At 62.5% G+C, this 20,397-nt stretch carries 21 protein-coding genes; 10 read left to right on the forward strand and 11 right to left on the reverse strand.

Features of this window, described 5'->3' with window-relative positions; translation table 11 throughout:
• Positions 1 to 1,116, reverse strand: a complete 1,116-nt coding sequence (waaF, locus tag ACB032_RS21760; protein ID WP_016349010.1) for a lipopolysaccharide heptosyltransferase II — start codon at positions 1,114 to 1,116, stop codon at positions 1 to 3.
• A gap of 241 nt (positions 1,117 to 1,357) precedes the next feature.
• Between waaF and ACB032_RS21765 the strand changes: the two genes are divergently transcribed.
• Positions 1,358 to 2,146, forward strand: a complete 789-nt coding sequence (locus ACB032_RS21765; protein WP_042067291.1) for a glycosyltransferase family 2 protein — start codon at positions 1,358 to 1,360, stop codon at positions 2,144 to 2,146.
• A 69-nt stretch (positions 2,147 to 2,215) separates the two neighbouring features.
• Here ACB032_RS21765 and ACB032_RS21770 read toward each other — a convergent pair whose 3' ends face one another.
• Positions 2,216 to 3,259 (reverse strand): glycosyltransferase family 9 protein, encoded by a 1,044-nt coding sequence (locus tag ACB032_RS21770; RefSeq protein ID WP_039214867.1) that lies wholly within the window; start codon positions 3,257 to 3,259, stop codon positions 2,216 to 2,218.
• A 223-nt stretch (positions 3,260 to 3,482) separates the two neighbouring features.
• Here ACB032_RS21770 and coaD point away from each other — a divergent pair, with 223 nt between their 5' ends.
• Positions 3,483 to 3,965, forward strand: coding sequence for a pantetheine-phosphate adenylyltransferase (gene coaD, locus ACB032_RS21775; protein ID WP_011704185.1), 483 nt, complete (start codon positions 3,483 to 3,485; stop codon positions 3,963 to 3,965).
• A gap of 54 nt (positions 3,966 to 4,019) precedes the next feature.
• Here the strand turns inward: coaD and ACB032_RS21780 are convergent, their stop codons facing one another.
• From ACB032_RS21780 to radC, 6 genes are all read right to left on the reverse strand, one after another.
• Complete coding sequence (locus ACB032_RS21780) at positions 4,020 to 4,901, reverse strand: VirK/YbjX family protein (protein ID WP_011704184.1); 882 nt, start codon at positions 4,899 to 4,901, stop codon at positions 4,020 to 4,022.
• 178 nt (positions 4,902 to 5,079) lie between these two features.
• The gene (gene mutM / locus ACB032_RS21785) at positions 5,080 to 5,892 is read right to left on the reverse strand and encodes a bifunctional DNA-formamidopyrimidine glycosylase/DNA-(apurinic or apyrimidinic site) lyase (RefSeq protein WP_371138747.1); all 813 of its coding nucleotides are present in this window, start codon (positions 5,890 to 5,892) and stop codon (positions 5,080 to 5,082) included.
• A gap of 29 nt (positions 5,893 to 5,921) precedes the next feature.
• The gene (locus ACB032_RS21790; RefSeq protein WP_371138748.1) at positions 5,922 to 6,377 is read right to left on the reverse strand and encodes a hypothetical protein; all 456 of its coding nucleotides are present in this window, start codon (positions 6,375 to 6,377) and stop codon (positions 5,922 to 5,924) included.
• A gap of 93 nt (positions 6,378 to 6,470) precedes the next feature.
• Positions 6,471 to 6,638, reverse strand: coding sequence for a 50S ribosomal protein L33 (gene rpmG, locus ACB032_RS21795; RefSeq protein WP_005307500.1), 168 nt, complete (start codon positions 6,636 to 6,638; stop codon positions 6,471 to 6,473).
• 11 nt (positions 6,639 to 6,649) lie between these two features.
• The gene (rpmB, locus tag ACB032_RS21800; protein WP_005307492.1) at positions 6,650 to 6,886 is read right to left on the reverse strand and encodes a 50S ribosomal protein L28; all 237 of its coding nucleotides are present in this window, start codon (positions 6,884 to 6,886) and stop codon (positions 6,650 to 6,652) included.
• A gap of 136 nt (positions 6,887 to 7,022) precedes the next feature.
• Positions 7,023 to 7,697 (reverse strand): DNA repair protein RadC, encoded by a 675-nt coding sequence (gene radC / locus ACB032_RS21805; RefSeq protein ID WP_011704181.1) that lies wholly within the window; start codon positions 7,695 to 7,697, stop codon positions 7,023 to 7,025.
• Positions 7,698 to 7,844: 147 nt separating this feature from the next.
• Between radC and coaBC the strand changes: the two genes are divergently transcribed.
• The 4 genes from coaBC (at position 7,845) to ACB032_RS21825 (ending at position 11,234) form a co-directional block, all read left to right on the forward strand.
• Positions 7,845 to 9,047, forward strand: a complete 1,203-nt coding sequence (gene coaBC, locus ACB032_RS21810) for a bifunctional phosphopantothenoylcysteine decarboxylase/phosphopantothenate--cysteine ligase CoaBC (protein ID WP_371138749.1) — start codon at positions 7,845 to 7,847, stop codon at positions 9,045 to 9,047.
• Positions 9,048 to 9,087: 40 nt separating this feature from the next.
• Positions 9,088 to 9,546, forward strand: coding sequence for a dUTP diphosphatase (dut, locus tag ACB032_RS21815; RefSeq protein WP_016349004.1), 459 nt, complete (start codon positions 9,088 to 9,090; stop codon positions 9,544 to 9,546).
• A 68-nt stretch (positions 9,547 to 9,614) separates the two neighbouring features.
• Positions 9,615 to 10,211: a nucleoid occlusion factor SlmA gene (slmA, locus tag ACB032_RS21820; RefSeq protein ID WP_371138750.1), complete on the forward strand. Its 597-nt coding sequence runs from the start codon at positions 9,615 to 9,617 to the stop codon at positions 10,209 to 10,211.
• A 186-nt stretch (positions 10,212 to 10,397) separates the two neighbouring features.
• Positions 10,398 to 11,234, forward strand: coding sequence for a mechanosensitive ion channel domain-containing protein (locus ACB032_RS21825; RefSeq protein ID WP_168756232.1), 837 nt, complete (start codon positions 10,398 to 10,400; stop codon positions 11,232 to 11,234).
• Between the two features lie 125 nt (positions 11,235 to 11,359).
• Here the strand turns inward: ACB032_RS21825 and ACB032_RS21830 are convergent, their stop codons facing one another.
• Positions 11,360 to 11,548, reverse strand: coding sequence for a holin (locus ACB032_RS21830; protein WP_005323764.1), 189 nt, complete (start codon positions 11,546 to 11,548; stop codon positions 11,360 to 11,362).
• 416 nt (positions 11,549 to 11,964) lie between these two features.
• On the opposite strand from ACB032_RS21830, the gene pgi reads away from it, so the two are divergent.
• On the forward strand, positions 11,965 to 13,614 hold the full coding sequence (gene pgi / locus ACB032_RS21835; protein WP_371138751.1) for a glucose-6-phosphate isomerase: 1,650 nt from the start codon (positions 11,965 to 11,967) through the stop codon (positions 13,612 to 13,614).
• A gap of 148 nt (positions 13,615 to 13,762) precedes the next feature.
• Here the strand turns inward: pgi and ilvC are convergent, their stop codons facing one another.
• Positions 13,763 to 15,244 carry a ketol-acid reductoisomerase gene (gene ilvC / locus ACB032_RS21840; RefSeq protein ID WP_371138752.1) on the reverse strand — a complete coding sequence of 494 codons (1,482 nt, stop codon included), beginning with the start codon at positions 15,242 to 15,244 and terminating at the stop codon, positions 13,763 to 13,765.
• 217 nt (positions 15,245 to 15,461) lie between these two features.
• Between ilvC and ilvY the strand changes: the two genes are divergently transcribed.
• On the forward strand, positions 15,462 to 16,355 hold the full coding sequence (gene ilvY / locus ACB032_RS21845) for an HTH-type transcriptional activator IlvY (RefSeq protein ID WP_017411123.1): 894 nt from the start codon (positions 15,462 to 15,464) through the stop codon (positions 16,353 to 16,355).
• Here ilvY and ACB032_RS21850 read toward each other — a convergent pair.
• Positions 16,344 to 17,216 (reverse strand): substrate-binding periplasmic protein, encoded by an 873-nt coding sequence (locus tag ACB032_RS21850; protein ID WP_371138753.1) that lies wholly within the window; start codon positions 17,214 to 17,216, stop codon positions 16,344 to 16,346. The genes ilvY and ACB032_RS21850 overlap by 12 nt on opposite strands.
• Before the next feature lie 183 nt (positions 17,217 to 17,399).
• Here ACB032_RS21850 and ACB032_RS21855 point away from each other — a divergent pair, with 183 nt between their 5' ends.
• Both ACB032_RS21855 and ACB032_RS21860 read left to right on the forward strand, forming a co-directional pair.
• Positions 17,400 to 17,591: a hypothetical protein gene (locus ACB032_RS21855; protein WP_011704172.1), complete on the forward strand. Its 192-nt coding sequence runs from the start codon at positions 17,400 to 17,402 to the stop codon at positions 17,589 to 17,591.
• Positions 17,592 to 17,663: 72 nt separating this feature from the next.
• Positions 17,664 to 20,240, forward strand: coding sequence for a GNAT family N-acetyltransferase (locus tag ACB032_RS21860; RefSeq protein ID WP_371138754.1), 2,577 nt, complete (start codon positions 17,664 to 17,666; stop codon positions 20,238 to 20,240).
• Positions 20,241 to 20,397 lie beyond the last annotated feature (157 nt).

Consider the following 20,397-nt stretch of genomic DNA (forward strand, 5'->3'; position numbering starts at 1 on the left):
CTAGTGCGGCTCCCCGCGCTTGCCCGGCTCGGCGACGAAACGGGGCGGTTCGCCAGGCGGCAGCGCCAGCGGCGGGGCCGGCGTCTCGCTGCACTCCAGCCGGCGGCCAGCCTCGATGACCTGCTCCGGCATCAGCTCGATCAGGCACTTGAGGTGGCCGAACTTGCAGGTGCGCTTGAAGCAGGGGCGGCACTCGATGTCGGTGTGGACGATCTCGACCCGGTCCGCCAGCGGCGGGGTGTAGAGCGGCGAGGTGGAGCCATAGACCCCGATCAGCGGCCGGTTAAGGGCGGCGGCGACGTGCATCAGGCCGGAGTCGTTGGCGATCACCCGCCCGGCCAGCGCCATCAGGTCGATCGCTTCGTACAGATTGGTCTTGCCCGCCAGCACGTGGCAGTTGGGGCGCGACAGCGGGTTGATCCGATCGCGGATGGTGTTGGCCACCGCCGCGTCCTTGGCGGAGCCGAAGATCCACACCTGCCAACCCTCGTCGAGGTGTTTTTGCGCCACCACGGCGTAGTGGCCCTCCGGCCAGCGCTTGGCCGGGCCGAACTCGGCCCCCGGGCAGAGCACCAGCACCGGGCGGGCGCGATCCAGTCCGAGCCGCTCCAGCGCCTTCTCCTGGTTGATGAGATCGACGTTGAGGGCCGGCTGGGGAATGGTCGGGATGTCGGCCCGGCTCTTCATCTGTGCCTTGGGATAGGCCAGCGCCAGGTAGGCCTCCACCATCAGCGGAAAGGCGGACTTGTTGCTGCGCATGTCGTTGAGCAGGCCGAAGCGGTGCTCCCCCTTCCAGCCGGTGCGCACCGGGATGCGGGCAAACCAGGGGATCAGCGCCGACTTCATGGAGTTGGGCTGGATGATGGCCTGATCGTACTTCTCGGCCGCCAGCTGCTTGCCGAGCCGGCGGCGGGCCCCCAGCTTGAAGTCGCCGTGGCCAAGCGGCATCGGGATGGCTTTGTCCACCTCCGGCATCCGCTCCAGCAGGGCACCACACCAGGCGGGCGCCATCACGTGCAGCTCGCTGTCGGGGTGATTGGCCTTGATCGCCTTGTAGAGGCTCTGGGACATCACCATGTCGCCGACCCAGGAGGGGCCGATCACCAATATCTTCATCTCGCGCGTCTCTTGGGCCAAGCCCTGCGGTTAATCGTTGCTGGCCGAGATTATGCCCCAAGAATGGCCCGAGAAATAACAGAAGATCCCCGCACCACCCGCTCTCATGCCAAAAAGCATCCCATTTGAAACTGACGCAGCCCCGGCAGCCGGAACCATGCCCCGCCTGCCGTTTTAGGCTAGAATGGGCGCCAATTTGAGCATGGCCCGCCAGCCGGGCGCCAACAAGAGCCTTTAATCCGTGAACAAACCGACTCTGGCGGCTGTCCTTATCGTCAAGAATGAAGCCGAAAACCTGCGCCCCTGCCTCGCCTCCCTCGATGGGCTGGTCGACGAGATCGTCATCATGGACTCCGGCAGCCAGGACGAAACCCCGGCCATCGCCGCCGAATTCGGCGCCCGCTTCTTCGTCAACCCGGTGTGGCCGGGCTTCGGCCGCCAGCGCCGCCTCGCCCAGTCCCACGTGCAATCCGACTGGGTACTGTGGCTGGATGCGGACGAGCGGCTCACCCCCGAGCTGAAAGCAGCCATCGCCGCCGTCATGGCCAACCCGGCCAGCGACACCATCTACTCGATCCCGCGCCTCTCCTGGGTATTCGGCCGCTTCATCCGCCACAGCGGCTGGTATCCGGACCGGGTGCTGCGCCTCTATCCCAAGGCGCTCACCAGCTACAACGAGGTGCTGGTGCACGAGAAGGTGGAAGTGCGCGCCAACATGAAGATCGTCAACCTGCACGGCGACCTGCTCCACTTCACCTATCGGGATCTGGAGCACTACCTGGTCAAATCGGCCGGCTATGCCCGCGCCTGGGCCGATCAGCGCACCGCCCGCGGCAAGAAGGGCTCCCTCGGCCAGGGGCTGGTGCACGCGCTGGGCTGCTTCCTCAAGATGTACCTGCTCAAGGCCGGCTTCCTCGATGGCAAGCAGGGGCTCTTGCTGGCCATCCTGTCGGCCCACTCCACCTTCGTCAAATACGCCGACCTCTGGATCCGCCAGCAGCCGCAGGCACCGGATCAGGCGGACAAGTAAGCCGCAGCACTTCCCCTCATACGAGACAGGGCCCTTCAAGGGCCCTGTCTGCATTTACATCATCTGGTATCAGTGTTCAGTGCGCCAGAACGGCGGCGCCCAGCGGGCGATCGCCGCCGCCATGGTCTTGGGATCGAGCTGGCTCATGTCTTCCGGGTGATCGCTGTCTTCCGGCGGGCTGAACGCCAGATGGCGCCCTTCGCTGTTGAGCGGACGCCAGCGCAGCGGCGTCGCCGAACGGTGGGCCGGGAAGAAGCCGATGGTGGGCACATCCAGCGCCGCGGCGATGTGCAGCGGCCCGGTGCTGCCCGCCACGAACAGGGCGGCGTTGGCCATCACCTGGCAGAACTTGGGCAGCCCCTCGTCGGAGCGGTAGATCCAGCCATTGCCGCCGTGGGCCAGCAGCTCGGCCGCCAGCTGTTCGGCGATCTTCTCCTCCCCCGGCCCCGCGGTCAGGATGCACTGCAACTCGGGACAGGCCTGGTTGAGCTTGATGATGAGGCGGGCGTACTGCTCGATGGAGAGGTTGTTGGCCGAGCCGCCACTGCCGGCATGCACCATCAGCCAGGGGCGACCGGCATCGAGCCGCAGGCGGGCGGCGACCTGCTCGCGCACCTGTTGCAAGCTCTCGGCATCGAAGCTGAGGTAGGGGCCCTGCGGCTCCACCGCGCTCACCTGCTGGTCGGCAAGGAAACGGCGCACCAGATCCAGGTTGTATTCGTACTCCGGCTTCTGGGAGCGGGAGCGGCGCTGGATCAGGCGCTGGTTGTAGAGCACCTGGGCCAGCTTGGTGGCCGGCGCCAACCGGTAGGGAATGTGCGCCTTCCACACCAGCATGGCGTTGCGGGAGTTGGAGAAGAGGCAGATGGAAGCATCGAAGGCGGCGGCCTTGATGCGCGCCTGCAAGGCGCGTTGCTGTTCCTTGTCGGCCCGTGAGCCCGGATCCAGGATGATCTCGTCAATCCAGGGGCAGAGGCGGGCCAACGGCGCCGTGTAGGCAGGAACCAGGGCAGTCACATGACACTCCATGGAGCGCTTGAGCATGGCAAAGCTCGGCCAGGCCAGCATGAAGTCACCAATCTTGTCATTGCGGACTACCAGAATACGTTTCATAAAAAATCCCTTTGCTCCCTGTCACCAATGCAAGGAGGCTTGATGCGCGGTGCGGGTATTCTTGCCTGATGTATCGCTATTCTCAAGCGAAGAGACCCGGTGACCCCGATTTGGATCGGCAAAGCCGGCATCGGGGCGCCAAAACTCGCCCCAAGGCGGTCGCGCCAATCCCCCAACAGACCCTATAATGCGACCAAATTTCCCGGTTGCAGGAATCAGCAGCATGACCAACAAGGTAATCTATCCCGGCACCTTCGATCCCGTCACCAACGGCCACACCGACCTCATCGGCCGGGCCGCCAAACTGTTTGATGAAGTGGTGGTCGGGGTGGCCAACAGCCCGAGCAAGCGGCCGCTGTTCGATCTGGACGAGCGGGTGCAGCTGGCTCGCCAGGTGACCGCCCATCTGCCCAACGTCAAGGTGGTCGGCTTCTCCGGCCTGCTGGTGGATTTCGCCAGGGAGCAGCAGGCCAACGTGCTGATCCGCGGTCTGCGCGCCGTCTCCGACTTCGAGTACGAATTCCAGCTGGCCAACATGAACCGCCGCCTGATGCCGGAACTGGAGAGCGTGTTCCTCACCCCGGCCGAGGAGAACTCTTTCATCTCCTCCACCCTGGTGAAGGAGGTGGCCCTGCACGGCGGCGACATCCGCCAGTTCGTCGACCCCGCGGTGGCCGCCGCCATCAAGGCCAAACAGACCAAGTAACAACGAAACAGGCTACCCGAGGGTAGCCTGTTTGCTGCTGGGGGCCTGTGCGGCTCAGCCCGCCAGACGCGGGCCCAGCAGTTGCTGACTCGCCAGGGTCAGCTGATCGAGCCACTCGTAACGGCGCCGGTACATGGCCCGCTTCTTGGAGGCGATCTCCTCCAGCGGCTTGCGCTGAGCGGGCTGCAGCCGCACGAAGTTGCTGTCCAGATCGATGGCGCCAAACTCCTGCCACAGCTCGTCATAGTCCGCCTGCAGACAGGCTTTCTTCTTCTTGCTGTAACGCCGGGCCTGATAGATGTGGGCCTTCATCCGCACCGCCGAGATATGCTCGGCCTGCATCGCCTCGGCCAGCTCCATCACCAGCATCACCACCAGCGACTTGGGCCGCAGACCGTGGCCCTCCTTGGTCAGCGCACGCACCTTGTCCTGCGCCTGCTCGATGCAGGGCTCAGGCCCCTGTACCGAACCGATCACCACAGCCAGCCGGTTGGGGGTGCCGGCCAGCGAGAAGGCACAGCTGTAGAGCCGCTTGCCCTGCGGGTCGACGATGGAGAGGGCCAGCTCCGCCTCGCGGCGGAAGGTGCCGTCGTGGCGCAGCACGATGCGGCAGCCGCTCTCGGGATAACGGCCGAGCTCGATGCCATCCCCCAGATAGAGCGGGTCGATCAGATCCGGGTAGCGAGCCAGCATCAGCCGGTAGTGGTTTTCCAGCATCTCGGCCCGCTCGGTCGCGGTGGAGCCGGCAAAGCGATAGGGCCGCATCGGCTTGTCGAGCAGCTCGGGATAGTGGGCAGGCAGGGCCTTGAGCGGTTCGGCCTGAAACAGCTCGAACACCCGGCTCAGCTGCTGCCGATAGAGCAGGCTGCGCAGCACGAACTTGGCGCGATTGAAGGTTTTGCGGGCGCTGTCATCGGGATAGAGGAAGCGCGCCATTTTTTGGGCACAATAGTGCCCCTGCCGGGACAAATGGTCCCAGTCTATTGATTTAGCTGTCATTTTATTTTCTCAAACCGCCTGAACGGTCGAGATAGTAGTGACAGGCGAGCAAATCTTCAACAGACTGGAAATACTCTCTTACAACTTGGCCATTTCAGGCCAAAAAAACCGCGATTCAGCGCTGGCAGTGGGAACAGAACACGGTGGTACGCTGCCCCAGCCGGATTTCACTGAGCAGGGTGTGGCAGTGGAAGCAGGGCTGGCCGCCCCGCCCGTACACCTGCAACTGCTGCACGAAATAGCCCGGTTTGCCGTCTGCGCTGGTGAAATCCTTGAGGGTGGTACCGCCCTGCCGGATGGCTTCGGCCAGCACCTGCTTGATCTCGGCCACCAGGGTGCCCAAGCGCTCGGCGCTGATGTTGCCCGCCGCCCGTTTGGGGTGAATGCCGGCGGCGTAGAGCGCCTCGTTGGCGTAGATGTTGCCCACCCCGACCACCACCTGGTTGTCCATCAGGAAGGTCTTGATGGCGGTGCTGCGCCCCTTGGCACGCTCACGCAGGTAATCGGCATTGAACGCGTCGGTGAGCGGCTCCGGCCCCAGCTTGGCCAGCAGCGCGTGCGCCTCGGCCGGCTCGCGGGTCCACAGCAGGGCGCCGAAGCGGCGCGGATCGTTGAGCCGCAGCAGCTTGCCGTTGGCCAGCTCGATGTCCACGTGATCGTGCTTCTCGGCCGGGGTGCCGATGTCCAGCACCCGCAGGCTGCCCGACATGCCCAGATGGAGGATGGCGGTGCCGAAGTCGGTCTCCAGCAGCAGGTACTTGGCGCGGCGGCTGACCCGGTGGATGGTGAGATCCACCAGCTCCTGGATTTCCCCCGGCACCGGCCAGCGCAGACGGCCGTCCCGCACCACCACTCGGGTGACCTTGATGCCGGTAAGCCAGGGCGAGATACCCTGACGGCTGACTTCGACTTCCGGTAATTCAGGCATGGGATCCTCGTGCTGACGCTGAAAAGGGGTTAGGGAGCGGGACGCAGCAGGCTGCGGTATTGCTCCTGGCTCAGGCTGAGCCAGGTCGAGGGCAGCAGCAGGGCGGCAAACTTGCCGCTGTCCTGATACAGGCCCACCTCGATGGGATCGCTCTGGCCGGCGACCCAGATCTTGAGGGTAACCGGGTTGCCGCGCACGGATTCGCCAGGCGGCAGCAACCAGCCCTGCCAGGCCTCGATGTGTGCCGCCAGCTGGGCACTGCTGAGCCCCAGATCCGGCCCGCTGCGCCAGCCCTGCCCGATCCGTTCGATCTGCCAGCTCGGACCCTGCCAGGTGAGTACCACGGCGCTCTCCGGCAGCAGCGGACGCGCCCGCTTGGCGCTGTTCTCCTGCTGGGCCAGCTCCAGCCGGTGCAACAGGGTGATCACAATCAGCACCACCACGATGATCACGTTGTTCCAGCCTTTGCGGCTCAGTTTGAACATGGCAAGCCTCCCTTAAAACCGGCAGTGTACTGAATTTCGGCCATAAAAAAACCCGGCACTAGGCCGGGTTTTTGGGAATGCAGCATCAAGCAATTACTTGATTTTGCCTTCCTTGTAGATCACATGCTGACGAACAACGGGATCAAACTTCTTGATCTCCATTTTTTCGGGCATGGTGCGCTTGTTCTTGGTAGTGGTATAGAAGTGACCAGTACCGGCGCTGGAGTTCAGGCGAATTTTCTCGCGAATACCTTTAGCCATGATCTAATTCCTTATACCTTAACACCGCTGGCGCGCAGTTCAGCCAGAACCACTTCAACGCCACGCTTGTCGATGATACGCATGCCTTTTGCGGATACGCGCAGGCTTACGAAGCGTTTTTCACTCTCAACCCAAAAACGGTGAGTGTGCAGGTTCGGCAGGAAACGACGCTTGGTAGCGTTGTTAGCGTGCGAACGGTTGTTACCAACTGCCGGGCGCTTGCCGGTTACTTGGCATACTCTAGACATGTCAGTCTCTCCAAATCTTACTTCATTGCTCGAGCAAATATCTGCCCCGCTGGCCTTCGATTGCGGGGCAAACAGAAGGCGGCATTTTATACAGCATCCGTGATCAAAGATCAACTAATACGGCGCCAGAGCACAGTCATAACCAACCGCGCTCGGCGAAAGAAACCGTGATGCCGTCACCGATCACCAAGTGATCCAGCACTCTGATATCGATCAGGGCCAAGGCGGCCGTGATCCGATCCGTGATCTGGCGGTCGGCCCGACTGGGCTCGGCGACGCCGGACGGGTGATTATGCGCCAGAATCACGGCGGCTGCATTATGTTTGAGTGCGATCTGCACGATTTCTCTGGGCCAGACGCTCGCCGAGTCGAGGGTGCCGTAAAAAAGTTCAACGAATTGAATCACTCGGTGCTGGTTGTCGAGCAGCAGCAGGGCAAACACCTCCCGCGGTCGATCCCGCAGCTGGGCCTGCAGATAGTCCCGGGTCAACTGGGGCGAGGTGAGCGGATCGCCCCTTTGCAACTGCTCGGCCAGATGGCGCTTGCCCATCTCCAGCACGGCCTGCAGCTGGGCATATTTGGCCGGCCCGAGACCGTGCGCCGCGCAAAAAGCCCGCTGTTCGGCACCAAGCAGCGCCCGCAGCGAACCAAATTGCTGCAACAGATGGCGGGAGAGATCGACCGCACTCAGGCCGCTGACCCCGGTACGCAGGAAGATCGCCAGCAGCTCGGCGTCGGACAAGCCGCCAGGCCCCTGACGCAACAGCTTCTCGCGCGGGCGTTCATCTTCCGGCCACTCCTTGATGCTCATTTGTCTCTCCCTCATACCTATTGAGAGAAAACATAGCAAAAAATCGCGGGAGCCCGACCACAACTCCCCCATGTCAGCCTCTGTCGTCGTCCGCTGCCTGTGGTATCTTAGCCGACCAGTCAGAGTGAGCCGGAAGAGAAGCAGCAGATGAGATTGGCCGATAAACGCATCCTGTTGGGTGTCAGCGGCGGGATCGCCGCCTACAAGAGTGCCGAACTGGTACGCCGCCTGAAAGATCAGGGGGCCGAGGTACGGGTGGTAATGACCCGTTCCGCCAAGGAGTTCATCACCCCGCTGACCCTGCAGGCCGTCTCCGGCCACCCGGTGGCCGACAGTCTGCTGGATCCCGCCGCCGAGGCGGGCATGGGTCACATCGAGCTGGCCAAGTGGGCCGATCTGGTGCTGATCGCCCCGGCCAGCGCCAATCTGATGGCCCGCATGGCCGCCGGCATGGCTGACGAGCTGCTCACCACCCTCTGCCTGGCCACGCCGGCACCGGTGGCGCTGGCGCCTGCCATGAACCAGCAGATGTACCTCAACGCCGCCACCCAGGCCAACCTCAAGACCCTGGCCAGCCGCGGCATCCTGCTGTGGGGGCCTGATTCCGGCAGCCAGGCGTGCGGTGACGTGGGCCCGGGCCGGATGCTGGATCCCCTCGAACTGGTTGAACGCTGCTGCCAGCAGCTCGCCGCCGAGCCGCTGCTGGCCGGGGTCAGGCTGCTGCTCACCGCAGGACCGACCCGCGAGGCGCTGGATCCGGTGCGCTACATCAGCAACCACAGCTCCGGCAAGATGGGCTACGCCATCGCCCGCGCCGCCCGTGAAGCGGGCGCCGAGGTGACGCTGGTGAGCGGCCCGGTGGCACTGGCCCCCCCGGCGGGCGTCACCCGTGTCGATGTGGAGAGCGCCGAGCAGATGCATCAGGCGGTGATGAGCCGGGTCGGCCAGTGCGACCTCTTCATCGGCTGCGCCGCCGTCGCCGACTACCGCCCCGCGCAGGTGGCCAACCAGAAGATCAAGAAGACCGGTGACAACGACCAGATGCAACTGACCCTGGTCAAAAACCCCGACATCATCGCCGCCGTGGGAGCTTTGTCAGACAAGCCCTTCACCGTCGGATTTGCCGCAGAAACCGTGGATGTGGAACAATACGCCCTCGACAAACTGCAGCGTAAGCGGCTGGACCTGATCGCCGCCAACGACGTATCTCGTGCGGGCCAGGGCTTCAACGCCGATGACAACGCCCTGACCGTGTTCTGGCAAGGGGGTCAAGCACCCCTGCCCCTGGCCGATAAGCTGACGCTGGCTCGTCATCTCATCGCCCTGATTGCAGACCGCTACCGGCACTGAGCCAGTCAATCGACCACCTCCACTCCATTAAAAACGATTTATGACAACACAAATTGAACTGAAGATTCTGGATGCCCGCATCGGCACCGAGTACCCGCTGCCCGCCTATGCCACACCGGGCTCCGCCGGCATGGATCTGCGCGCCCTGCTGGATGCGCCGCTGACCCTGGCCCCGGGTGATACCACCCTGGTACCGACCGGACTGGCCATCCACATTCAGGATCCGGGCCTGTGTGCCACCATCCTGCCCCGCTCCGGCCTCGGCCATAAGCACGGCATCGTGCTGGGCAACCTGGTCGGCCTCATCGATTCCGACTACCAGGGCCAGCTGATGGTCTCGGTGTGGAACCGTGGCAATGACAGCTTCACCATGCAGCCCGGCGAGCGCATCGCCCAGCTGGTGATCATGCCGGTCGTTCAGGCCAGCTTCCAACTGGTCGATGAGTTCAATCAGAGCGAACGGGGTGAAGGCGGTTTTGGTTCTTCTGGTCGCCAATAACAGACCACACCTGCCCGTGCGGCGGTGCCTAATAACAGAATCAGGCCATTGTTTTTTTAGGGGAATCCATGGCAAGCAGTAATCAGAAACAGAGTCGGCGCGATCAGATCCTGCAGGCACTCGCCCACATGCTGGAAACCAGCCCGGGCCAGCGCATCACCACCGCCCGGCTGGCGGCCGAGGTGGGCGTCTCCGAGGCCGCCCTCTATCGACACTTCCCGAGCAAGGCGCGGATGTTCGAGGGGCTGATCGACTTTATCGAGGATTCCCTGCTGTCACGGGTCAACCTGATCATGGCCGAGGAGAAGGACACCATGGCCCGCTGCCACCACATACTGCAGCTGCTGCTGGTGTTCGCCGAGCGCAACCCCGGCATCACCCGCATCCTCAACGGCGACGCCCTGCTGGGAGAGCACGACCGGCTGCGGGATCGCATCAGCATCCTGTTCGACAAGCTGGAGACCCAGCTCAAGCAGGCGCTGCGGGAGAAGCGGCTGCGCGAAGGCCAGGGCTTCCAGCTCGACGAGACCATGTTGGCCAACCTGCTGCTGGCCTACACCGAGGGACGCATCAGCCAGTTCGTCCGCTCCGAGTTCAAAATCAAGCCCACCGCCGGCTTTGAAGATCAGTGGCAGTTTATCCGCAGCCAGCTGCTGCAGAGCTGACAAGCTCAATTTGCAATCAGTAGCGGCCACGCCACTCCAGACGGGTTGCAGTAAAGAGGGAGGCCTTGGCCTCCCTTGTTTTTTGTGGCACAAAAGAGACGATGAGCACCAGATGCGACCCGGATTGTCGCATTCCAGTGTTAGATTCATGTGTCATAAACCTTTTATCGCCTGACAGGACACCCTATGGAACCCGAAATCATCACCGAAGCGCAGACCTGGCTGGTCAACAACCAGGGCCTGCTGATCGAGTACGCCGTCAACATCGCGGCCGCCCTGATCACCCTGCTGGTCGGCTATATCGCCGCCAACCTCATCAGCAGCGCCGTGGTCAAGGTGATGCAGGCCCGCAAGCTGGACACCACTGTCACCCACTTCGTCGGCAGCATCCTCAAGTACGCCATCCTGGTATTCGTGGTGATCGCCGCGCTGGGCCGGGTCGGGGTGCAGACCGCCTCCTTCGTCGCCATTATCGGTGCCGCCGGTCTGGCCATCGGTCTGGCGCTGCAGGGCTCGCTCTCCAACTTCGCCGCCGGCTTCCTGCTCATCATCTTCCGCCCCATCAAGGCAGGTGAGTTCATCGAGGTGGCAGGCACCAATGGCGTGGTGCAATCCGTTCAGCTGTTCACCACCACCCTCACCTCCGGTGACAACAAGATGGTGGTAGTGCCCAACTCCGCCATCCTCAACGGCACCATCGTCAACTACTCGCGCATGGATACCCGCCGGGTCGACATGACCTTCGGCATCGGCTATGGCTCGGATCTGCGCAAGGCCAAGCAGATCCTGGAGCGGCTGGTCAGCGAAGAGCCGCGCATCCTCAAGGAACCGGCCGCCACCATCGCCGTCGCCGCGCTGGCCGACTCCTCGGTCAACATAGTGGTACGCCCCTGGGTCAAGACCGGCGACTACTGGGGAGTCTGGTTCGACTTCCACGAGAAGGTGAAGCTCACCTTCGATGCGGAAGGCATCGAGATCCCCTTCCCGCAGATGGTCATGCACATGCAAAAGCCGCAGGTCTGAGCCTTTTCCTGAATGACACAATGCCAGCCTCCGGGCTGGCATTGTCGTTTCCTGCCCCCTGACGGGCATAAAAAATCCGGCCACCCTGGGCCGGACTTTGTTTTCAACATGCTGGGGGCGTCGACTCACACCAGCCGACGAGCCACCCGGTTGAGCAGCGGTTGCACCAGCACATAACCACCCAGCACGGCACCGATCACCGCCAGCACCCGTAACGGCAAGGTCGGCGCCGCACTGGTCAGTACCATGGTCAGCAGGCCGATGAGGCCGGTGGCGATCAGGCTCAGAGCAAACAGGGACAACACAGCTTTCATAGCGATCTCCTCATTCCAGATAGTGGCCATCCCTGGGAGATCTCGTCCATTCGCTCATATGCTAGCCAGCCTCCAGTACCAACAACTTGCGCCTGCGCATGAAATGAGCAAAAAGGCGTCTGTCGAATACTCTTTTGGCTGCCAGGCCAAACTGCCACCCCACTCGCAGCAGGCTCTCGCCCTGAAAGCCCTTTCAACGGCGGCAAGCCCGACCAAGTATGCGCAAACGCAAGATCCGGCTGCCATCAGTGACTCATAATCGCAGCGTTTTGGTTGTAAACTCGGTCGATGGCAGACAATTGGTAAAGCTCTGTTACACGGGCGGCGCAGCTGGCCCGGTATAATGCTCGAATAATAAGGTTTGGCGGGAGCCTTGCCTGCAAGGTTCATACACAACTTGGAAGACTGATAATCCTATGAAAAACATCAATCCAACCCAGACCCAGGCCTGGCAGGTACTGGAAACCCACTTTGCAGCGAACAAAGAGACCCGGCTCAAGGATCTGTTTGCCCAGGATCCCCAGCGTTTCGACAAATTCTCCCTCACCTTCGGCGGCGACATCCTGGTCGATTACTCGAAGAACCTGATCACCGAAGAAACCCTCAAGTTGCTGGTTGATCTGGCCAAAGAGACCGATCTTCGCAGCGCGATCGACGCTATGTTCAACGGCGACAAGATCAACATGACCGAAGGCCGTTCGGTGCTGCACGTAGCCCTGCGCAACCGCTCCGACCGCCCCATCGAGAGCGACGGCAAGGATGTGATGCCGGAAGTGAACGCCGTGCTGGCCAAGATGAAAGGCTTCTGCGAGAAGATCATCTCAGGTGAGTGGAAAGGCTACACCGGCAAGGCGATCCAGCACGTGGTCAACATCGGTATCGGTGGCTCCGATCTCGGCCCGGTGATGATCACCGAGGCACTGCGCCCCTACAAAAACCACCTGCAGATGCACTTCGTCTCCAACGTCGATGGTACCCATATCGCCGAGACCCTGAAGAAGATCGATCCGGAAACCACCCTGTTCCTGGTGGCCTCCAAGACCTTCACCACTCAGGAGACCATGACCAACGCCCTGACCGCCCGCGACTGGTTCATCAAGATCGCCGGTGACAAGGCCCACGTTGCCAAGCACTTCGCTGCGCTCTCCACCAACGGCAAGGCCGTGGCCGAGTTCGGCATCGACACCAACAACATGTTCGAGTTCTGGGACTGGGTTGGCGGTCGCTACTCCTCCTGGTCAGCCATCGGCATGCCCATCGCCCTGTCTGTCGGTTTCGAGAACTTCGAAGCCCTGCTGCAAGGCGCCTTCGAGATGGACATGCACTTCGCCACTGCCTCCTATGAGCAGAACGTGCCGGTGCTGCTGGCGCTGATCGGCCTGTGGTACAACAACTTCTACGGTGCCGAGTCCGAAGCCATTCTGCCGTACGACCAGTACATGCACCGCTTCCCTGCCTACTTCCAGCAGGGCAATATGGAATCCAACGGCAAGTACGTGGATCGCAATGGCAAGCCGGTTGACTACCAGACCGGCCCCATCATCTGGGGTGAGCCGGGCACCAACGGCCAGCACGCCTTCTACCAGCTGATCCATCAGGGCACCAAGCTGATCCCCTGTGACTTCCTGGCGCCGGCCATCAGCCACAACCCGATCGGCGACCACCACCCGAAACTGCTGGCCAACTTCTTCGCCCAGACCGAGGCGCTGGCCTTCGGCAAGAGCAAGGAACAAGTCGAAGCCGAGTTCCTGGCGGCTGGCAAAACCCTGGAGCAGGTCAAGGATCTGGTGCCGTTCAAGGTGTTCGAAGGCAACCGCCCGACCAACTCCATCCTGTTCAAGAGCCTGACCCCGAAAACGCTTGGCTCTTTGATTGCCATGTACGAGCACAAGATCTTCGTACAGGGCGCAATCTGGAACATCTTCAGCTTCGACCAGTGGGGCGTGGAGCTGGGCAAACAGCTGGCCAACAAGATCCTGCCGGAGCTCAACACCGATGCGGCTGTCACCAGCCACGACTGCTCCACCAACGGTCTGATCAACACCTGGAAAGCGTGGAAAGCCTGATTTAGCCGGCCTTTCTGAATGCAAAAGCCCCGCTCGATGAGCGGGGCTTTTTTGTGGCCGGGTTTTCTGGCTGGCCGGTCGGGTGTCCAGCCCGACCGGCGACGGGGATCGTCATCCCCGCCCCTTTATCATCCTGCCTTATGCCGGCTTAACCGCCGACGGCGATGCGCTTCATGTCCTTCATGTAACCGCGCAGTACCTGACCGATCGCTTCGATGGGGTGGTTGCGGGTCGCTTCGTTGGCCGCCAGCAGCGCCAGGTTGTCGACGCTCTGCCCTTCCGCCTTGCTGGCACCCAGGTCGCCCGCTTTCAGGGTCGGCATGAAGTGCTCGCGCAGCAAGGGCACGGCGGCGTTGGCGAACAGGTAGTTGCCGTACTCGGCGGTGTCGGAGATGACCACGTTCATCTCGTACAGACGCTTGCGGGCAACGGTGTTGGCGATCAGCGGCAGCTCGTGCAGGGATTCGTAGTAGGCAGACTCCTCATAGATGCCGGAGGCCACCATGGTCTCGAACGCCAGCTCGACACCCGCCTTGACCATGGCCACCATCACCACGCCATTGTCGAAGTACTCCTGCTCGGCAATCTTGCCTGCAAACGCCGGCGCGTTTTCGAAGGCGGACTTGCCGGTCTCTTCGCGCCAGCCGAACAGCTTGGCATCGTCTTCGGCCCAGTCGGCCATCATGCCGCGGGAGAACTCACCGGCGATGATGTCGTCCATGTGCTTCTCGAACAGCGGGCGCATCAGGGTCTTGAGCTGCTCGGAGAGCTCGAAGGCGCGCAGCTTGGCCGGGTTGGACAGACGGTCCATCATCAGGCTGATGCCGCCCTGCTTCAGGGCTTCGGTGATGGTCTCCCAACCAAACTGGATCAGCTTGCCGGCATAGGCCTTGTCGGTCCCTTCGGCAACCAGCTTGTCGTAGCAGAGCAGGGAACCGGCCTGCAGCATGCCGCAGAGGATGGTCTGCTCGCCCATCAGGTCGGATTTCACTTCCGCCACGAAGGAGGACTCCAGCACGCCGGCACGGTCGCCGCCAGTGGCAGAGGCCCACGCCTTGGCGATGGCCATGCCTTCGCCCTTGGGATCGTTCTCCGGGTGAACGGCGATCAGGGTCGGGACGCCGAAGCCGCGCTTGTACTCTTCACGCACTTCGGTGCCCGGGCACTTCGGCGCCACCATCACGACCGTGATGTCGGAGCGGATCTGCTGACCCTCTTCCACCACGTTGAAGCCGTGGGAGTAACCCAGGGCGGCGCCCTGCTTCATCAGCGGCATCACGGTTTTGACGACGTCGGAGTGCTGCTTGTCCGGGGTCAGGTTCAGCACCAGATCGGCGGTCGGGATCAGATCTTCATAGGTGCCGACCGCGAAGCCGTTGTCGGTGGCCTTCTGCCAGGAGGCGCGCTTCTCGGTGATGGCGGCCTTGCGCAGGGCGTAGGAGATATCCAGCCCGGAGTCACGCATGTTCAGGCCCTGGTTCAGACCCTGGGCACCACAGCCCACAATCACCACCTTCTTGCCCTTCAGCACGTTGCAGCCGTCCGCGAACTCTTCGCGCTGCATGAAACGACACTTGCCCAGCTGGGCCAACTGCTGACGCAGGTTCAAGGTGTTGAAATAGTTAGCCATGGTGATTGCTCCGTTCGATTGATTCCATGCCGGATGGCGGCGTTGTCGAAACCACTATAGCGCGGGACACTTATTGCCTGAACTGATATATTCGAAACAGTACGTTGCAATAATTGAAACGTTAACCCTTCATCATCGCCGTCAGGATCTAGCGCCAGATGGCAGATGCCAGCCGCCCAGGCTCTCGGCCAGAGATGCCGCACCAGGAGTTGAAAAGATGGACCTTCGCAATCTCGAGCTGTTTCTCCACCTCGCCGACTCCCTCCACTTCGGCAAGAGCGCCGATGCCATGGCGGTCAGCCCCTCCACCCTCAGCCGCGCCATCCAGCGGCTGGAGCAGGAGACCGGCTGCGTGCTGTTCGAGCGGGACAACCGCTCGGTGCGACTCACCCCGGCGGGCGAAAAGCTGCGCGAGTTTGGCGGCGCCCTGCTGCAGGAGTGGCGCCAGCTCAAGCAGGAGCTCAAACGCAGCGATGAGCCGCTGCAGGGTCGGCTACGGGTGTTCTGCTCGGTCACCGCCAGCTACTTCCTGCTACCCGAGGTGCTGGAGCGCTTTCGTCGCCGCTATCCCCAGCTGGAGATCAAGCTGGAGACCGGCGACCCGGCGCTGGCGGTGGACAAGATCCTGGCCGACGAGGCCGATCTGGCCATCGCCGCCCGCCCCGATGCCCTCTCCGCCAAGTTGGAGTTTGCCAGCCTGCAGCAGGTGCCGCTGGTGTTCATCGCCCCTCGCACCGCACCGCAGCAGAGCCAGTGGTTCTCCCAGGGAGAGCCAGACTGGGAGCGGCTGCCGCTGATCCTCTCGGAGCAGGGGCTGGCCCGCAAACGCTGCGATCAGTGGCTGCGCAACAAGGGGATCGCCCCCAACATCTATGCGGAGGTGGCGGGCAACGAGGGGATTGTCGCCATGGTGGCGCTCGGCTTCGGGGTGGGGCTGGTGCCGGCGGCAGTGATCGACCACAGCCCCATGGGTGAAAAGGTGCGCATCGTCGAGCCCAAGCCGGCGCTCAAGCCGTTCGATGTCGGCATCGCCGTGCTCAAGAAGCGGCTGGAAGAGCCGCTGATCCGTGCCTTCTGGGATACGGCACGAGGCCAGGGCTCACTGCGCTGACACGGCGGGCAGCGCCGGAGCATAGATGAGCGAGGGATCCTGCATCATGGCGCGGCTGCCGGCCGGCAGATCGGGATTACTCAGCTCCAGCATCACCCGCCGATCAAGCTGCAGCCGCCGGATGGTGCTGCCAAAGCCAGCCTCGAAAACCCGCTCATAGTCACCGGACTGACGGGCTCGCTGCAGGCCCAGCTCGATGCGCTTGGCCAGTTCCGGGTACTTGGGGGAGACGAAAAACAGCAGCGCCAGCGGATAGCGAAACACCAGGTGCGGCTCGATGGCCAGCTCAGGGTGTTGCTTGAGCTCCTCCTCGATCTCGATGACCGAGCGCAGGAAGCAGTCGAAGCGCTGCTTGCGCAGCATGTTGAACAGGGCATCGTAGAGGCTGCCCACCACCACGTTGAGGCCGTTCTCCTTGAGCAGACGGGTATCAGGCCAGGATCTGTGCTGGCCGATGCGAAGCCCGGCCTGCTGCCAGTCGGCCAGCGATCGTATGTTGGCGAACCGCCCCTCATCCCCCTGCCGGATGAGGCATACCCGCCAGCCCAGCAACCCTTTTGCCAGCGGAACATGAATGGCCAGCAGGGTACGTTCGCGCTCCTCGTCGGGGGCAAACACCCCGATCTGCACCAGCTCGCCGCTTTGCAACTCCTTGACCGCCCGTCCCTGCTCCATCGGCGGGCTGGCAATCAGCCGATAGGGGCCGTATTCGGGCACGGTCAGATCGAGCGAGAGTCGCAGCAGACCGGCCACAGCAGGATTGGGATGGTCCAGCAGCAGGTTCCAGGCCCTGATGGATACCTCTGTCGCCGGCACGCTGCCGGCAAACAGCATGACGCAACACAACCAGATCCTGCTCATCGCGCACCTCCCCCCACCATCCATTCACTATAACCTCAGGCCTGGCCCTCTTGACTCATTGCGCCACAGATGTGTGAGCCACTTCGTGTCAAATCTGACAATGGTCAGCCTGAAAAGCAGCACACAGACTAGACTGGATGTTCAGCCTGGATGTTCAGCCTGGATGGAACAAGGAGCCGCGCCATGATGCCCCATCTGATCGAAATCAACAGCTCGCTGCTGTTCGATGAGTACCTGCAGAGCCTGGGAGTACCACAAACACAGCTTGATCAGGAGCAGGATATCTATCTGCAGGAGCGCCACCTGGCAGCGGTACGCCAGATCCAGGGTGAGCTGAAGTTTTACCTGCGAGCCAGTGCCCTGACCAGGCAGTGATCCGCAACCGGTCACAGAACCGGCGCTGAAAGCGTATTACACTGGCACCATCCGCCACCCACGGGAGTGCCCATGAAACCAAGCGGCCTGGATCGGCTCTTCAAACCCCAGTCAATCGCCGTCATCGGTGCCTCGACCGACCCGCAGAAGGCGGGTCACGTGGTGATAAGACACCTGCTCGCCGGCCAGTTCAAGGGCCCCATCCTGCCTGTCAGCCCGCACAGCAAGGCCATTGCCGGTGTGCTGGCCTATGCCGATATCGACAGCCTGCCGCTGGCCCCGGATCTCGCCATCGTCTGTACCCGGCGGGAACGGGTACTGACCCTCATCGAAGCGCTTGGCAAGCGGGGAACGGGCGCCGCCATCATACTGGCGGCAGACTTCACTGCGCCGGAGCGGGAGCAGCTGCAGCAGCTCAGCCGGCAATACGGCATCCGCCTGCTCGGCCCCAACAGCATGGGGATGTTGTTGCCTGGTCAAGGCATCAATGCCAGCTTCTCGCCGATTGCAGCCAAGCCCGGTCAGGTTGCCTTTCTCTCCCAGTCGGCCGCCGTCAGCACCACCATCCTGGATTGGGCCAAGCAGCATGAGCTCGGCTTCTCGGCCTTCATCTCCCTTGGCGATCACTGCGACATCAACTTCGGCCAGCTGCTGGATCAGCTCTCTCGCGACAGCGTGACCCGCGCCATCCTGCTCTACATGGACAAGCTGCAAGACGCCCGCCATTTTCTCTCGGCCGCCCGCGCCGCCTCCCGCAACAAACCCATCCTGGTGCTCAAGAGCGGCCGCCATGAGCCGGACAACGGGCTCGACAACGTCTATGACGCCGCTATCCGTCGGGCTGGTATGCTGCGGGTACGGGATACCCACGAACTGTTTGCCGCTGTCGAGACCCTGAGTCACTCCTTGACCCTCAAGGGGGAGCGGCTCGCCATCATCTCCAATGGCCGTGGCTTGGCCAACATGGCGATCGACAAGCTGCTGGAGCGGGGCGGCAAGCTGGCGATGCCGCCCCGTGACATCGGCAGCGACGCCGACATCAATGACTATCAGCAGGCACTCGACGACCTGCTGCAAGGGGATGAGGCTGACGCCATCCTGCTCATCCATGCCCCTTCACTCACCGCCCGTGGCGCCGCCTTGGCGCGCAGCCTGATCGACTACGTCAAACAGCACCCCAGAGCCAGACGCTTCAATATCCTGACCAACTGGGCGGGGGAATATTCGGCCCAGGAGGGGCGTCGTCTGTTCAGCGAGGCAGGCTTCCCCACCTACCGCACCCCGGAGAGCGCGGTCGCCGCCTTTATGCACATGGTGGAATACCGGCGCAACCAGAAGCAGCTGATGGAGACCCCCGCCTCGCTGCAGGGTGACAGGCTCAACCTCGAGCTGTGCCAGCAGTTGATCCGACAGGCGCTGGAACGCAAACAGCTCACCCTCGACACCCATCTGGCACACCCCATTCTGCAGGCCGCTGGGCTCTCCACCCTGCCGACCTGGATCGTCTCCGATGCCATCGAGGCAACCCTGACCGCGGAGCAGATCGGCTATCCCGTTGCGGTTAAGCTGCGCTCGCCGGACATCCTTCACAAGTCGGCGGTACACGGCGTCATGCTCAACCTGCGGACCTCGGCCGAAGTCGCCCAGGCTGCGGACGCCATTCTGGATCGGGTCAGGCAGCACGATCCCGGCGCCCGTATCGAAGGCCTGCTGGTGCAGCGTATGGCGCGGCGTAGTGGAGGGCTGGAGCTGCGGATCCGGCTGCAACAAGACCCCGTATTCGGCCCCGTCATCCTGCTCGGCGAGTCAGGAGCCGAGCCGCAGGAGATGATGGCGGCCCTGCCGCCGCTGAACCAGGCGCTGGCGCGCTACCAGATCATTGGAGCGCTCAAGAGCCGCAAGATCCGCGAGCAGGCCAGTCCGGAGCAACTCGATATCGATGCCCTCGGCCAGGTGTTGTGCCAATTGTCGGAGTTGCTGCTCGCCTTCCCCGAGATCCAGCAACTGGATCTGCACCCACTGCAGGCCTGCGGCGCCGAAATGGTGGTGCTGGATGCCAGCCTGACTCTGCAATCTGCTGCAGAAGGCCGCTGCAGACTGGCTATCCGCCCCTATCCCACCGAACTGGAAGAGGGGGCCTGGCTCAAGGATCAGAGCCATGTGCTGTTGCGCCCGATCCGACCGGAGGATGAACCGGCTCACAAGCAGTTTGTACTCAAGGTATCGGACGAAGACAGGTACAAGCGCTTCTTCGCCGACGTGGGGGAGCTGGGACATGAAGAGCTGGCCCGCATGACCCAGATCGATTACGACCGGGAAATGGCGTTTGTCGCCGTGGGGCAGGAGGGTCCGTTTGACCAGCAGATCCTGGGGGTAGTACGCGCCATTTCCAACCCGGACCTGTCTGATGCAGAGTTTGCCATCCTGGTGCGCTCCGACCTGAAAGGGCTGGGGCTTGGCAAGCTGATGATGGAGAAGATAGTACGCTATGCCAGAGAACGCGGCATTGGCCAGCTGTCGGGCATGACCATGCCCAGCAACCGCGGCATGATCAACCTGGCCAAACGGCTTGGTTTCAAGATCGATATCCAGCTGGAAGATGGGGTGGTCAACATGGAGCTGCCCTGCGCCAGTCAAGGGCAGGCATAAAACAGAAAAATCAGCGGTTTATGGCCATAAATCGCTGATTTTAGATAATAAAAAACCCCGCTCAGATGAGCGGGGTTTCTCGTGTTGGGTGCCTGGCAGTGTCCTACTCTCGCATGGCGAATGCCACACTACCATCGGCGCTACCGCGTTTCACTTC

It is taken from the genome of Aeromonas sp. S5(2024) (genome assembly GCF_041403025.1).
GTDB lineage: Bacteria > Pseudomonadota > Gammaproteobacteria > Enterobacterales > Aeromonadaceae > Aeromonas > Aeromonas hydrophila.